Origin of the sequence: Amycolatopsis sp. NPDC001319 (assembly GCF_042896185.1) — a bacterium.
GTDB lineage: Bacteria > Actinomycetota > Actinomycetes > Mycobacteriales > Pseudonocardiaceae > Amycolatopsis.
Map to the genome: position 1 here is coordinate 651962 of NZ_JBIAWY010000004.1, position 15658 is coordinate 667619.

The following is a 15658-nucleotide window of genomic DNA, read 5'->3' on the forward strand; positions in this document are numbered from 1 at the left end:
CCTCCCGATGACCGACCCCGACGGCGACCAACACGAGCGCACAGCGATCGAACTCGTGTCCTGCCCCGAGTGCGGGAACGTCGCCACGATCGAATGGGCGTCCCGGCTCTCCGGCGTTCCGCACGTGAAAGTCCGGTGCCTCGAACGGCACTGGTTCCTCATGCCCGCGGAGCGCATCACCTGCTACGGCTCCGAACGGCCGTACCGTGATGCCGACGCGCCCGCGGGTTGTTCGTCCGCGCGGAGTCTGCCGGTGCCCGACAGGACAGACCACCGGACAGGCTCAGGCCCGCGTCTTCAGCCTTGATCCTTCCCGAAGTACCGTCGCCGGGGATCTCTAGGAGGCAACGGTGACCAGGCGGTCGACATCGGTCCGGCGACGATTTCTGGTGCGGCTGCTGGCCGTCGTGTGTCTGGCGGGCACGCTGGTGTCCACGGGAGCGTCCGCCGGCGCCACACCGGTTTCCGCGCTCGCCGCGCAAACCGTGACCGCCGGGCAGGCACGGTTCGAGGTCCTCTCGCCGACGCTCATCCGGACGGAGTATGCGGGCGACTCCGCCTTCGTCGACGCCGGCACGTTCAACGCGGTCGGCCGCGGCAGTTTCGCCCGGACCCCTTACACCGCAACGAAACGTGACGGCTGGCTGACCATCCGGACCAGTTCCGTCCAGCTGCGCTACAAGCTCGGCTCGGGCGCGTTCTCCGACGACAACCTCACCGTCGAGCTGCGCACGGGCGGCCAGGACGTCACAGCCCGCCCCTGGGCAGGCAAACTGACCCCGGCCTGCGCGTTCGGCGCCCTGTGCGAGGCCGAGGATCTGCAGCTGTCCGGGCCGGGCGCGGCCGACGACCACCGTGGTTACACCGGCGCCGGGTTCGCCGCGGGCTTCGCCAACGCCGGCGACGCCCTGGCGTTCCGCACGACCGCCGCGAAGGCCGGCGACTACCAGCTGGATCTTCGGTACGCCAACGGATCCGGCGGCGACGGCCAGCACACCACGCGCACGCTCACCGTCCTCGTGGACGGCGGCGATCCGCACCAGGTGTCGTTGCCGCCCACCGCCGACTGGGACACCTGGACCCTCGCCACCGTGCCGGTGACGCTGCCCGCGGGCGAGCACCAGGTCAGCATCGAGCGTGGCGCCACCGACTCGGGCAACGTCAACATCGACAGCCTCGCCGTGGTCACGGCAGGCGCCGCGTACCCGCAGCCCGTCCCGCCCGCACCCACGCCCTGTGCTTTCGGCGCGCTCTGCGAAGCCGACCAGGGCGCCCTGGCCGGCGGCGCGCACGCGGCGAGCGACCACGACGGCTACTCCGGCAAGGGCTTCCTCGCGGGCATGGAGCGGGCGGACGCGTCCAGCGCGCTCACGGTGACCGGCGTGCCCGCGAACGGCTCGTACGACCTGCAACTGCGCTACGCCGACGCGACCGCCGTCTCCGGCCAGAACCAGCCCACCACGTTGTCGGTCCGGGTGGGCGACGCCGCACCGACCAGCCTCACGCTGCCGGCGACGAGCAGCTGGAACTCGTGGCGGACCACGGCCGTCCCGGTCAAGCTGGCGGCGGGCACCGACACCGTGACGCTGGCCTGCCCCGACTCGACGAACTGCCACCTCAACATCGACACCGTCGCGATCACGAAGCCCCATGCGCCGCTGCTCGCCCCGCACGCGGCTCTCGGCGGCTACCGGCGCGGGCTCGACGGCGTGGACGGCACCGCGGTCACCGCCCCGGGAATCCTTTACCAGGACGGCTGGTCGCTGCTCGACGACACCGCTTCGGCGCTGTATGACCCGCGTACCAAGGTCGTCACCCAGCGCCAGGCGCACGGCGGCCAGGCCTACCAGGACGGATACGTGTTCGCCTACGGCCAGGACTACACCCGCGCGTTGCGGGAGCTGTCCCAGCTGACCGGGCCGTCGCTGCTGCTGCCCCGCTGGTCGTACGGCGTCTGGTACTCCGAGTACTACGACCGCACCGCCGCGGACTTCGAGCAGACCATCCTGCCGAAGTTCCGGTCGGAGAACGTGCCGCTGGACATGCTCGTGGTCGACACCGACTTCAAGACGCCGAACAAGTGGAACGGCTGGGAGATCGACCCGGCCCGTTTCCCCGACCCGGCGGCGTTCTTCCAGTGGGCGCACGATCAGGGCCTGCACACCGCGCTGAACGTCCACCCGAGCATCCTCGCCTCCGACCCGCAGTTCGCCGCGGCGCAAGCGACCGCGAAGGGCAAGCTGAAGCCCGGCAGCTGCGGCGGTGGCGGCACCGACTGCTACGTGTTCGACTTCGGCGACCCGGACCAGCTGCGCGCCTACTTCGACCTGCACCGGCCGATGGAGCAGCAGGGCAACGACCTCTGGTGGCTCGACTGGTGCTGCGACGGGTCGAGCTCCGGCCTCGCCGGCGTCACCCCGGACTCGTGGATCAACCAGCAGTACGCCGACGACGCGGCGAAGACCGTCGGCCGCGGGTTCGCGTTCTCCCGCGCGTACGGCTCACTGCAGGCCGGTGGCTACAGCTCGCCCACCGCGGTGCCCACGGGGCCCTGGGCCGACAAGCGCACCACGCTGCACTTCACCGGTGACACCATTTCCGACTGGGCCACGCTGGGATTCGAGGTCGGCTACACGCCCGGCGAGTCCGCGGCGACGGGGCTGGCTTCGGTGAGCCACGACATCGGCGGCCACACCGGGGGCCTGCAGGAACCGGGCAGCGAGCCGGGCAGCACGAAGCTGCCGGACGACCTGTACGCGCGCTGGGTGCAGCTCGGCACGTTCCAGCCGATCGACCGCCTGCACTCCAACCACAGCGACCGGTTGCCGTGGCAGTACGGGGCCGCCGCGGACACGTCGGCGACGAAGTTCCTGAACCTGCGCGAGGACCTCGTGCCCTACACGTACACGCTCGCGCAGCAGGCCACCGCCACGGGGCTGCCGATCGTGCGTCCGCTGTACCTGCAGTACCCCGGGCAGCAGGAGGCCTACGCCCAGGCAGGCGGCGAGTACCTGTACGGGCCGGACGTGCTGGTCGCTCCCGTGACGAGCCCCGGCACCACCGCCACCACGAGCGTGTGGTTCCCGCCCGGCAGCGACTGGACCGACTACTTCACGGGCAAGACCTACCACGGCGGGACCACCGCGCAGATCACCACGGGCTGGGACACCATGCCGGTGTTCCTGCGCTCGGGCGGCATCATGGTCACCCGCAGCGCCGACGTCACCGGCGACCAGGGCCACCCCCTGACCGCCACCACGGCCACCGTGGCCGGCGGCCACCAGGGCACCTTCACCCTCTACGAGGACGACGGGCAGTCACCCTCGGCCAAGGGCGCCACCACCCGCCTGACCTACACCGAGGACCCCCGCTCGGCGACACTCGCGATCGACGCCATGCACGGCTCTTACCCGGGCCGGCCGGCGCAGCGCGCCTGGACCGTCCGGTTCACCGCCGCCAAGGCTCCGTCGGCCGTGCTCGTCGACGGCCACCGCAGCGCCGCGAACACGTGGACCTGGGACCCCGCGACGAAAACCGTGACCGTGCGAACGCCTGCGCAACCGACCGCTCGCCCGCTCACGGTGCGGTTGCTGAACTCGTAACCCGTCGTCCCGGCGGACGAGCCGTTGCCCCTGCTGCTGTGGCGTGACAGGGCCCGTCGTGTGGGTGTCCGATCTGTTCAAGATCCGGCCGGACCTCCCCGCTTACGTTGGCGGAGAGACGAACGCCGACAGAGGAGATACGGGTGCGGATCGGGATCGGACTGCCCGCTGCGGTGCCGGGGACGGACGCCGCGGGGATCGGACGGTGGGCCGCCGAGAGCGAGGAGCGGGGCTTCCGTTCGCTGGGCGTGCTCGACCGGTTGGTGTACGACAACCTGGACCCGCTGGTGGCACTGGCCGCCGCTGCGGCGTGCACGGAGCGCGTGGAGCTGCTGACCACGGTGCTGAACACCGGTTATCGCCGCAATCCGGTCGTCCTGGCGAAGCAGATCGATTCGGTCGAACGCCTTTCCGGAGGGCGGCTCACCGTCGGGCTCGGGATGGGCGGCTGGCCGGAGGACTACCACGCGAGCGGCGTCGAAATGACGAAGCGGGGCGCCCTGTTCGAGTCCACTTTGGACACGATGCGGCAGGTGTGGCGCGGCGAGCTGTCCGGGGCCTGCGGGCCGATCCCCGGCCTGCCACCAGGCCGTCCGCAGGTTTTGCTCGCCGGGGTCGTGCCCGCCGGTTTCGTCCGGGCCGCGCGGTTGGCCGACGGCTGGGTGGCGCCGTCCTTCGGGCTGGAGGTCTTGAACGAAGGGGTCGCGACCGTCCGGCGGGAATGGAGCCGAGCCGGCCGCGAGGGGCGACCGCGGATCGTCGTCGAGCGCTACTTCTGCCTGGGGTCGCGCGCGGCGGAAACGGCCGAATCGTATGTGGCGCACTACTACGGGGCCGAGTTCATGCCCCGCGTCCGTCTCGACGTCATCACCGACGAACCCCGCCTGCGCGAGGAGATCGGCCGGCTTTCGGAGGCCGGAGCCGACGATCTGGTGCTGTTCCCGTGCTCGGGATCACCCGAGCAGATCGGCCTGCTGGCCGGCGTCCTCGACAAAACGGCCTGGGAATCGGAAAAGGAGGCACCCCGATGACCTCGCACAAGGAATCCGACCTCACCACACTGGCCAACGTCGGCCCCGCCGTGGCGGGCTACTTCGAGAGCATCGGCATCACCCGGATCACGCAGCTGGCGAACCAGGACCCGGTCGAGCTGTACGAGCGGATGTCCGCGGCGGCGGGTGAACGGCTCGACCCGTGCCTGCTCGACACGGTTTTGTCCGTTGTGGACCAAGCCGCCGGGCGGCCGGCCCGACCGTGGTGGCACTACACCGCGGAGCGCAAGCAGCTACAGGCCCGGCACCTCCCAAAGTCGGATTGACAAAGGGATCCCGGCCCGTCGATCATAGAAGTCGCACTGAGCGTGACAACGTTGTCAGACACGGATCGGGAGCGACGTGACCCAGCTGAATCGCAGGCGGTTTCTGTCCGGTGGGATCGCGATCGCCGGTGGTGGCGCGCTCGGCGCGCTCGGCCTGTCGGGGATTGCCGACGCGGCCCCGGACGGCACGGCCGGTGGCCGGCCCCTTCACCTCGACGGCCACGAGATCACCGGCGGCTGGACCTTCACCGCGGCCGACGCGACAGCGGCAACCGGGGACCGGTTCGCCAGTGCCCAGCAGCTCGCGGGCCTGAAGCCGGCCGTCGTGCCGGGAACACCGCTCACGAGCATGATCGCCAACGGCGAGTACCCCGATCCGCTGTACGGCCACATCGTGACCGACACGGTCCCGGACACCCTCAAGGACACCGGCTACTGGTACCGCGTCGCGTTCGCCGTGCCGCGGCTGATTCCGGGCCAGCGGTTCTGGCTGCAGTTCGACGGCATCAACTACCTGGGGACCGTCTGGCTCAACGGCACCGAAGTCGGCACCGTCGCGGGTGCGTTCAAGCGGAGCGTCTTCGACGTCACGGACATCATCACGAACGCGAACGGCACCGCGTACCTGGCGGTGCTGGTCGGCAAGCTCGACTACGCCGACCCGCCGTCGCTGCCGAGCTACGCCAGCGGGGTGACGCGCGGCGGGCGCAACGGGGGCAAGACCGGGATCACCTTGAAGAACGGGCCGACGTTCTTCTGCACGGCGGGCTGGGACTGGCTGCCGACTATCCCCGATCGGGACCTGGGCATCTGGCAGCCGGTCACCTGGTCCACCACCGGCCCGGTCCGGTTGACTGACGTGCACGTCGATCCGACGCTGTCGGCCGATCTGCGCACCGCCGACGTCACGGTCGAGCTCGCTCTCGACAGCGCGTTCGACACCGCAAAACCCGTGGTGCTGAAGGGATCCCTCGACGGTCACGACTTCGAGCGGACCGTGACCGTGCCGGCCGGGGCGTCCACGATCACGCTGACGTCGGAAGACCTCGCCTGCCTGCGCCTGGACCGCCCGAAGCTGTGGTGGCCCAACGGGTACGGCGACCCCCACCGTTATCGGCTCACGATCGCGGTGGAGTCCGGCCGTCAGGTCTGCGACGAGCGGACGGTGGACTTCGGGGTACGGCGGATCGAGTACACCAAGCCGGTCGAGTCGCCGTCCGGCGCGACCGTCGACGGTCTGGCCATCACCGTCAACAACCAGCCGATCCTGGTGATGGGCGGCAACTGGGGCCTGGACGAGGCGCTCAAACGCATTCCGCGGCAACGGCTGCGCGACCAGGTGCGGCTGCACCGCGACGCCAACCTCAACCTGATCCGCAACTGGAACGGCCAAAGCAGCACCGAAGACTTCTTCGAGGCGTGCGACGAGTACGGCATTCTGGTGTGGCAGGACTTCTTCTGCTCGACCGAAGGCCCGCCGCCCGCAGACGTCGCGCGCGACCTGGACAACATCCGCGATTGCATCGTGCGGTTCCGCAACCACCCGTCGATCCTGCTCTGGTGCGGTGGCAACGAAGGCCCGCCGCCGCAGCCGCTCGTCGACGGCCTCGACGCGCTGGTGGCCGAGCTCGACCCGAAACGCGCGGCGCTGACCAGCTCGGCCGGCGACACCGGCAAGGACCCCATCGGCGGGTACAGCTCCGGAGGTCCGTACCACTGGGTCACCCCCGGCACCCACTTTTCGCTCAACGACGGCACGAAGTGGCCCCCGTTCCACAACGAGGTCGGCTCGTACTCGATCCCGACGCTGGAGTTCATCCGCAAGATGCTCCCCGAGTCGTCGTGGGAACACCCGGACGACTTCTGGGCCGACCGCGACGTCAACGGCAACGGCGGCAACGGCGGCGGCGCCGGGTACCTGGCGCTCACCGCGCAGCGGTACGGCGAGGTGCTGAACCTCCCGGACTTCGCGCGCAAGTCGCAGCTGATGAACTACGAGTGCATCAGGGCGATCTACGAGGCGCACGCCGCGAACATGATCAGCGCGTCGCCGGGCAAGCCGTACCCGCGCACCGGCGTCATCATGTGGATGACCAACCCCGCGCAGCCCAGCTTCGTCTGGCAGATGTACACCCACGACCTCGAGGCGCACTCGGCGTTCTACGCGGTCCAGCACGCCTGCCGGCGGGTCAACGTGATCCTCGACCGCCAGACCCTCGACGTGGTGGTGGCCAACCACACCCGGTCGGCCGTGCGCGGCACCGTCGACGCCACGCTCTACGCCTTGAACGGCACGACGTTCGCCCAGACTTCCCTGCGCGTGCCCGCCGCGGCCGCCTCCGACCACACCGTCATCGGCACCCTCGCGCCCCAGCTCGCCGCCACCCCCGACGACGTCGCCTTCGTCCGCCTGTCCCTCAAGGACCAGCACGGTACGGAACTGGTCCGCACCTTCTCCTGGCTCGAGAACCCGGCGCGCCCCACGGGATTCGCAAGCCTGGACACCGCTCCCGCCCCCGCCGTCTCCATCACCGCCGACGCCCGGCGCGACCGCGACGAGCTCACCCTGACCGCGGAGGTCACCAACACCGGCCACTCCGTGGCCCTCATGCTGCACCTGCAGGCCTACGACACCCACACCGGCGACCGCATCCTGCCCGCCACCTTCAGCGACAACTACCTCAACCTGGCCCCCGGCGAGTCGACCACCGTCCACACGCAACTGACCGCCGACCAAACCCGCCGCCACCCGTCCCTCGGCATCCGCGTCGACGGGTGGAAGATCGACCAGCCCGCCTCCCACCTGCGCGGCCACGGCGTGGCCGTCACCTTCAACCAGGCCGCCCTGTCCACCCACCCCCCGACGAAAACCTTCGGCGCGTAGCCGGAAGCGAGGGGTCCGGCCGAAACGCCTGATCCCTCGCTTGCGGCCGGCCAGCGACGGAACGCTGTCCTGATCGACGGGTGACGCCGCGTCAGCGCCGTGGGTGCTCGGCCGAGGGTTGTTGGGTGGCGTGGCCGGCGTTCGTGTTCGGCATCTGCTTGTCGCTGGTGGCCAACATCTGCTCGGCGCCGACGCTGAGCCCGCTTCAGGTGACAGTGGCTGCTTGTCCTCCGTCGGTGTTGCTGATGGCAGTCGAGCTGCTCGACGGCGCACGGAAGCCCCGGACAGCGGTCGAGACTGGCTCCGAGACGGCTTCCGCACGCCGAGAGTGGAGCGAACGCGGTCTCGGGCTCGCCACAAAGGACGGGTCACGAAGCCGCCGAGATCGTCGGCTCGAACTCCGCGTCGCGCCCGTCCACAGCGGGCGGGATGACGGCCGGGCAGCGGACGTGGGAGCACCACCTGCGTGAAGCAGCCGGCGGTAGGACTCCGAATGGAGCCGAGTTGGATCGGGTGGCCGGTACGCACAACGACGGTCGGCGGATCTTGCGCCAGTGGCGAACTGCCAAGAAGACCCCCGGATGAACGGGTGTGCCTGCGCGGGGTACACCGAAGGTGAGTAGCGCGGACTACCGGTTGATCATGGCCAACGAGCGCACCTTCCCTGCGTAGCTGCGCACCGTACTTGCGTTGAGCGCTGCTGGGTTGGTCAGGGCGTGATCGAGCCGGCGGAGTTTGAGGCTCATTTTTTGGTGGTGCACCTGACTGACCGGAGGTCGATCTCCACACCGATCAGCAGGGCGAAGTGGCCCACCCACAGCCACGCGAGAAAGATCACCACAGTGCCGAGCGCGCCGTAGCCGCCAGCGGCGAAGTTCGCGTTGTACCAGGAGAACGCGCCGGATCCGGCGAGCCAGAGGAGCACGCCGACAACGCCGCCTCGGCTCACCCATTTGGCTCGCCCGCGCGGGGCTCCCGGGGTGGCGGGCAGTCCTCGCTGCAGCAGCCCGAAGAAGATCAGGAGCACTGCGAACAACAGCGGCCAGCGCAGTACGTGCCAAAGGCCCGCGACCAGGTCGGGCAGCCCGACCGCCCGCTCGAGGGCGGCGCCGAGCGGACCGCCGGCCAGCAGCGCGAGAGTGATCCCGGCCAGCAGGGCGAGCATCAGGAGAGTCAGCGGAAGCCGCGAGAGCTTGGCGACCCAGGGCAGTCGGGTGTCCGGCACGCCGCGAATCCCGCCGATCGCGCGTTGGCAGGCGGCGACGTAGCCCGAGACCGCCCACACGCTCGCGACCAGTCCGACCCCCACGACAGTTCCGGCCGCGGTGTGGTCGCGCAGGGCGTCGCGCAGAACCGGGCCCACCCCGGCGGCGCCGGCCGGCAGCAGCTCGACAAAACCATCGACGACGACGTCGGTGTCGGGGGTGGAGCGCAGGGTCAGCTCGAGAATTGCGACCAGCACGATGAGCGCCGGGAAGATCGCCAGTAGGCCGAAGTAGGTCAGTGCGGCAGCTCGGTCGGGTAGCTGGTCCTCGGCTACGACTCGCAGCGCGGCCTCGACTCGCCTGCGCAGCGCGCGAACCAGCGGAGCCGAGTTTGTCACGTGCTCATGCACCTCCTTTCGCCAAGTCTGCGCCGGCTTCGTCGGCGTGACCTCGTCCGGGAGGGTGGAGACCTCGAGCTGTGTCCCTCCACCCCCATCCTCTTGTGCGACATCCGTTTCCGCAGCCACGCGCCAAGACCCCGGACCCGGGCGCGTGGCGGGGCGTTTCTCACCTGGGAAGGGTGATGTGTCAGCGGTGGTCTCGGTGGTGGTTCTGCGAGGTTGCGAACACGAACGACACGAGGGTGACGATCTCGGAATGAGGAGCACCTGGGGTTTGGTGTCAAGCGGCGGTTGGTTTGACGCAACGTGTTCGGCCGTGTGGGGCGTGTCGTTGATGAGCTGCTGGTACACGGCATCGGCGAGGTATCGAGTTTGGAACCCAGCGGCTCGCGACGCGCCCGTTCACCGGCTGTACTCGCTGCTCCGGGTGGTCAACCGCGCAGGTGGCGAGGGGTCCGCGATCACGCCGTCGGCGCGTATCTCAAGGTCGCGGCGACGTCGCCGCCGCGCGGGACGTCCTCGTGGCGGACGGCGAGCAGGTAGGCGCCCGACAGCCAGGCCCGGCGCGCGATCTCGTCGACGAGATCGACGGGGCCGGGAGCTCCGAAGGTCACCTCGCCCGAGTCGTCGACCTCGCCGGGGACGGTGGCGTCTATGTCCACGAACAGCGTGTGCACGGCGCCGCGCGTGGCGACGCGGGCCAGGTCGGCGAGGTCGGTCGAGGTGCGACCCTGCCCGAAGCGTTCGTCGAAGGTGCTTTTCTCTTCGTCGAGCCGCGCGGCGTACCAACGGTCGAGGACCGCACGGGCTTCGGTGACCAGCTCGCCGTCGCCGCGGTCCTCCGGGTTGCCGGGCACGCTGTGTGGCACCAGGTCGGGGTAGCCGCAGTGCACGCGGAAGATGCTGTCGAGCGGCTCCGTAGCGGCGAGGACGAGCGGCACGCCGTGGCCGGGCAGCACCTCGCGCAGCGCGCCGTCGACCAGCCGGGAGAACTGCGCCATGCGCAGTTTCTGTCCCTCCGCGCCCTGCACCCGGCGGCTCGGTGCGCGGTCCTTGACGGATGCCTTGCCGACGGCGGACGCCACGTCCGCGGGCATGCCCGGCACGCGTATCTCACGCGGGGGAGCGTCGGGCACGGTTTCCAGCACCCGCGCCGAACCCTGGGCGAGCGCCAGCACGAACGCGGTCTGCGGGAAGGTCACTGCGCGCATCAGCGGTTTGACGAAGAACCGTGTGGCTCCGACTGCGGCCGGCGTGAGGCGGTTGGGCAGCCGAAAGCTGTGCAGCGAGGTCGGCGTCGCGAACACGGCGAGGCTGCGCGCCTGGTGCCGCCAGAAGTCCCCGGAGTCCTCGTCCTCCAGCACGGCGAGTTGTTCTTCCAGTGCCGCGAGGTCCTGCTGGTCCACGTCGCCGAGCTGTGCCAGCGCTTCCCGGACTCCGTTCTTGTAGGCGATCCGCTCCGCCTCGCCCGGTGACGTGGGCTCGGTCTGCAGGTAGATCGACACGGCGGCCGGAGCTTCGGCCTGCCAGAGCGCGTCGATCTCGGAGCGGGTCGGGATGTCGGTGTACAACGTCATGCGGTTCCTCCTCATCGAGGTGTCCGTCCGCCCGTCCTGCCTGCGGCAGGGCAGGAAGCTCCATTCTCGACAGTAGGTCCAGGCACGGCGGGAAACCATGGAAGTCCGGTGACCCCGCGTTCGACGTAACTCTCTGCGGTCCTTGGAATGTAGGGGCCGGCACCGCCGCGATGAACCCGACGCCATCGAACAAGTACTCAGGCGGCTGACCGACCCTCGCCAATACCCTCACGACCGAGAGTCAGCAGACAAGGTGCGAGACGGGCTCAATCACCTGCTGGAAGTCGAGAACTTGCACGTTGAGCTGGACGGCGAGCTGCGCCCGGTCATCACGAGGTCTGCACGTTGTGCGTCGCGACAGCGCCTTGCCGCGGACTCACGCTGGCCCCGCCTTTCGCATCGAGTCGATGGCCAGGCCGCTGCCGAGTGTGGCGGGGGCGGGGCGGGTGGGCGAGACTGCTTCGATGGTTTCCGAGTACGCCGAGAGCGACCAATTCCGTGGTGCTCGTATCCACCTGTGCAATCTCGCCGGCCTCGAGATCCGCGATTGCGAGGTGAATGGCCTGAAGATCGTCGACTGCTACGGCAGGGACGTCTATCTCGGTGGTGACTTCGAGCGCCTGGTCGTCAACGATGTCGACGTGACCGCCTACGTCGAGGCGGAACTCGACCGCCGGCACCCCGTGCGGGTGCTGGCTCGGGATGCGGCATCCCCCGAGGACTACGGGGCTGCGTGGGACGCGATCGAGGCCCTGTGGGGCGCGACGCTTGACCAGGCGAGGCTGTTGCCCGAGGCCAGCCTGCACGAGCGGGTGGCGGGCGAGTGGTCGTTTGTCGAGACGCAACGGCATCTGCTGTTCGCGTGCGATGCCTGGCTCGGCAACGCCGTGCTCGAGGAGGAAGCGCCCTACCACCCGTGGGGCCTGCCCGCCGGGGGGATGCCGCCCGACGCGGCGGCGAAGCTGGGCCTGGACCTTGACGCCACCCCGTCGCTCGACGAGGTGCTCGCGCCACGGCTGGCCCGCATGGCCGTGATGCGGCGTGTCGTCGAAGGGCTCACTCCGGCCGAGCTCGACCGGGTGTGCGGTCGCAAGCCGGCGCACCCGTATCCCGACACGGAGTACGTCGTGCGCCGCTGTCTCAAGGTAGTGCTGAAAGAAGAAGGCGAGCACCACCGTTACGCGGCGCGCGACCTTGCGGTGCTCGAGGCAGGTGTGCCTGAACCGCAGTAGTCTTCGAGCTATTCCCCGGCCAGGTGGCGAGCCCTGGTGTCCGTGATGGGTGACGGAGGTCGGCGGCTCCACGGTCGTTCAGATCGCCTTGCCGAACGACCTCGCGGGCGTGGAAACCTTCCCGGGAAGCTACTTCCTCAACACGGAGGCTGAGGTCGTTGTTGACCTCACGCCGCTTGAATTCGCCGAGCACGCGAGCGTTGAGATCACTTCGGCGAAAGATCGGGACATCCTGGACGAGCTTGGCTCGCATTCTGCCCCGAAACGATTACCGTGATATGACTGATTTTCTGAACGACTTGACCAAGTTATCCCTGGGAAAATTTCTGCTTTTGTACCGGGTGCTGCCAAGTTACGATAGTCGAATTTGGTCGTCGAAAAACCGTGGAGGAACAAGGTGCACCAGAATCGCTCGGACTCCGGTCCGGTCATGGACGAGACTCCGGACATCAAGCCGCGCAGTCGCGATGTCACGGACGGCCTGGAGCGCACCGCTGCGCGCGGGATGCTGCGGGCTGTGGGCATGGGTGACGACGACTGGGTGAAGCCCCAGATCGGTGTCGCTTCGTCGTGGAACGAGATCACGCCGTGCAACCTGTCGCTGGACCGGCTGGCGAAGGCGAGCAAGGACGGCGTGCACGCCGCGGGTGGCTATCCGCTGGAGTTCGGCACGATTTCGGTGTCCGACGGTATCTCGATGGGCCACGAGGGCATGCATTTCTCTCTGGTGTCGCGTGAGGTGATCGCGGACAGTGTGGAGACGGTGATGCAGGCCGAGCGGCTGGACGGCTCGGTGCTGCTGGCCGGCTGTGACAAGTCGTTGCCGGGAATGCTGATGGCGGCCGCCCGGCTTGACCTGGCCAGCGTGTTCCTCTACGCCGGTTCGATCCTGCCCGGCCGGGTCACGCTGTCGGACGGCGGCGAGCGCGAAGTCACGATCATCGACGCGTTCGAGGCCGTCGGTGCGTGCGCCAGGGGCTTGATGAGCCGCGAGGACGTCGGGCTGATCGAGCGCGCTATCTGTCCCGGCGAGGGCGCGTGCGGCGGGATGTACACGGCGAACACGATGGCCAGTGCGGCCGAGGCGCTGGGGATGTCGTTGCCCGGCAGTGCGGCTCCGCCGGCGACGGACCGGCGGCGTGACGGGTTCGCGCGGCGGTCCGGTCAGGCGGTGGTCGAGATGCTGCGCAAGGGGATCACCGCTCGGCGGATCATGACCCGGGAGGCGTTCGAGAACGCGATCGCCGTGGTGATGGCGTTCGGCGGCTCCACCAACGCGGTGCTGCACCTGCTCGCGATCGCGCACGAGGCGGAGGTGCCGCTGAGTCTGGACGATTTCACGCGGATCGGTGCGCGGGTGCCGCACCTGGCCGACGTGAAACCGTTCGGGCGGCATGTGATGACCGACGTCGATCGCATCGGCGGCGTGCCGGTGGTGATGAAAGCGTTGCTGGACGCGGGTCTTCTGCACGGCGATTGCCTGACCGTGACCGGGCGTACGGTCGCCGAGAACCTGGCCGAGATCGCGCCGCCGGACCCGGACGGCACGGTGCTGCGCGCGATGGCCTCGCCGATCCACCCGACCGGCGGCATCACGATCCTGCGTGGTTCCCTGGCGCCGGAGGGCGCGGTCGTGAAGTCCGCCGGTTTCGACTCGGACGTGTTCACCGGCACGGCCAGGGTGTTCGATCGCGAACGCGCCGCGATGGACGCGCTGGAGGACGGCACGATCGTCGCGGGCGACGTCGTGGTGATCCGCTACGAGGGCCCCAAGGGCGGGCCGGGGATGCGGGAGATGCTCGCCATCACCGCGGCGATCAAGGGTGCAGGGCTCGGCAAGGACGTCCTGCTGCTGACCGACGGCCGTTTCTCCGGCGGCACGACCGGCCTGTGTGTCGGCCATGTCGCCCCCGAGGCAGCCGACGGCGGGCCGATCGCCTTCGTCCGCGATGGCGATCCCGTCAGCCTCAACGTCGCGACCGGCATGCTGGACCTCGGCGTGGATGCCGCCGAGTTGGCCGCTCGCCGGGCGGGCTGGACCCCACTGCCCGACCGCTACACACGCGGCGTGCTGGCCAAGTACTCCAGGCTCGTCGGCTCGGCCTCCCAGGGCGCTGTCTGCGGGTAACGCAGCCAGGACTGCGCCCGGCGATCCGGCCGGGCGTGGCCGTCGCTCATGACCGAATGGTCAAGCGGAACGAGGCGAAGGGCGCTGGCAATTTCTGTTGGTGCCGGGCTCAGTGGATGAGCCGCTCAGGAAAGTGGGGACGGCGCCGGTCGCTGCCGCGTGTGTGGCATGAGTGCTCAAGCCCATGAGGAAAGGTTCACGACGTTCCCCGGCCCCGGCCACCCTGACGAAGCGGGCGTCGGCGCCGGGTTCGCTGGTGCTCTGTCCGAGGACGCCCTCGACGACGCCGAGAAAAGTCTGCTCCCGAGCGCAGCAGACAAGGCCTCTCGGCACCAGGCGGCGCTCGAGCAGTCGGCGCAGAAGCCTTGAACCTCGGGCTGCCTGGCCGGCCGCCAATGCACAGGCAAGACTGGTCTCGAAGACTCCGGCAAGGCTTCGGGGCGCGGCGCCGCAGCTGCCGTCGGATTCGCCTCGTGTGCAGTGAGCCAGAAGCTGTGTGCCTTGCTGGGGTCTGCGCTGAGGGCGCCGTTCGGGCCGACGCGGGCGCAGGCGGGGTTGGGGGCTGCGAGCGTGCGGACGCCGTCGGCGAGCATGGCGGCGCGGGCGTCTCCCGTCCCGGTTGATGACCGGTGCGGGACACCGGAAATCCCGCGCGCGAGGGCGTCGAACCAGTGGGGGCGGACATCGGGCGTGCAGGCGCCGGACCTGTCGCTTTCAGCGCGGTTGGCAGGCGTGGCCTGGCCGGCTGCGGCTGAACAGCGGACCCGAAGGTGGGGCCGTCCGCAACCAGTCGGCGGGATTCGTGCCACACCGCGAAAGCCTGGCGCTCATGGTGGGTTGGACATGAAGTTCGGGCTCGACTCGCTGAGGAATTCTTCGATCACGGTGACCACTGTGGACGGTAGACAACCGGAAGAAACTCTTCCACATAACACAAATCCCCAGGCCGGAAGTGATCCGAACCTGGGGAGTGAGGGTGCGCCATCAGGGACTCGAACCCCGAACCCGCTGGTTAAGAGATCGTTTTTTGCCCTGCCGGACGGTGCCTAGTGATGTCGAACAAGACCTTTTCGGCTGGTCACCGGCCATCACCTATATCTGGCTATACCGCGTTCTGTCGTCGTGTGCGCGACCTCTCGGGCTCTTCTCGGGCTCGCGCGTGCCGGATTCTTCCGGGCTATTCGTCCAGGTCAATCGTGCCGACGGCGCCTGCACTGGATCTGTCGGTGGTCGGGCGGCTGGTCGCGATCCGGTCCCTGTCGATGCGGGCGCCCGTGGTGAGGTGATCCGGCCGGCTCGACGGCTGCTATT

At 69.3% G+C, this 15658-nt stretch carries 9 protein-coding genes; 7 read left to right on the forward strand and 2 right to left on the reverse strand.

Annotated features, from left to right (window positions below):
• Positions 1–350: 350 nt before the first annotated feature.
• The 4 genes from ACFY1H_RS18095 to ACFY1H_RS18110 all read left to right on the forward strand — a co-directional run bounded on the left by ACFY1H_RS18095 (position 351) and on the right by ACFY1H_RS18110 (position 7804).
• A complete protein-coding gene (locus ACFY1H_RS18095; protein WP_386947606.1) occupies positions 351–3602 on the forward strand; it encodes a TIM-barrel domain-containing protein in 3252 nt (1083 codons plus the stop codon).
• 143 nt (positions 3603–3745) lie between these two features.
• Positions 3746–4633, forward strand: a complete 888-nt coding sequence (locus tag ACFY1H_RS18100) for an LLM class flavin-dependent oxidoreductase (protein ID WP_386947608.1) — start codon at positions 3746–3748, stop codon at positions 4631–4633.
• Positions 4630–4920: a helix-hairpin-helix domain-containing protein gene (locus tag ACFY1H_RS18105; protein ID WP_386947610.1), complete on the forward strand. Its 291-nt coding sequence runs from the start codon at positions 4630–4632 to the stop codon at positions 4918–4920. Before ACFY1H_RS18100 ends, ACFY1H_RS18105 begins: the two co-directional genes overlap by 4 nt.
• Positions 4921–4996: 76 nt before the next feature.
• On the forward strand, positions 4997–7804 hold the full coding sequence (locus ACFY1H_RS18110; RefSeq protein ID WP_386947612.1) for a sugar-binding domain-containing protein: 2808 nt from the start codon (positions 4997–4999) through the stop codon (positions 7802–7804).
• A 742-nt stretch (positions 7805–8546) separates the two neighbouring features.
• On the opposite strand, the gene ACFY1H_RS18115 is transcribed toward ACFY1H_RS18110, so the two are convergent.
• Together ACFY1H_RS18115 and ACFY1H_RS18120 are read right to left on the reverse strand one after the other, a co-directional pair.
• Positions 8547–9536 (reverse strand): YihY/virulence factor BrkB family protein, encoded by a 990-nt coding sequence (locus ACFY1H_RS18115; RefSeq protein ID WP_386947614.1) that lies wholly within the window; start codon positions 9534–9536, stop codon positions 8547–8549.
• Between the two features lie 335 nt (positions 9537–9871).
• Entirely contained in the window at positions 9872–10987 is a 1116-nt protein-coding gene (locus ACFY1H_RS18120; protein ID WP_386947615.1) for a hypothetical protein, read from the reverse strand.
• A gap of 464 nt (positions 10988–11451) precedes the next feature.
• Here ACFY1H_RS18120 and ACFY1H_RS18125 point away from each other — a divergent pair, with 464 nt between their 5' ends.
• The 3 genes from ACFY1H_RS18125 to ilvD all read left to right on the forward strand — a co-directional run bounded on the left by ACFY1H_RS18125 (position 11452) and on the right by ilvD (position 14347).
• Positions 11452–12219 (forward strand): DinB family protein, encoded by a 768-nt coding sequence (locus ACFY1H_RS18125; RefSeq protein WP_386947617.1) that lies wholly within the window; start codon positions 11452–11454, stop codon positions 12217–12219.
• 49 nt (positions 12220–12268) lie between these two features.
• Positions 12269–12496: a hypothetical protein gene (locus ACFY1H_RS18130; RefSeq protein WP_386947619.1), complete on the forward strand. Its 228-nt coding sequence runs from the start codon at positions 12269–12271 to the stop codon at positions 12494–12496.
• 153 nt (positions 12497–12649) lie between these two features.
• Positions 12650–14347 carry a dihydroxy-acid dehydratase gene (gene ilvD, locus ACFY1H_RS18135; protein WP_386947621.1) on the forward strand — a complete coding sequence of 566 codons (1698 nt, stop codon included), beginning with the start codon at positions 12650–12652 and terminating at the stop codon, positions 14345–14347.
• Positions 14348–15658 lie beyond the last annotated feature (1311 nt).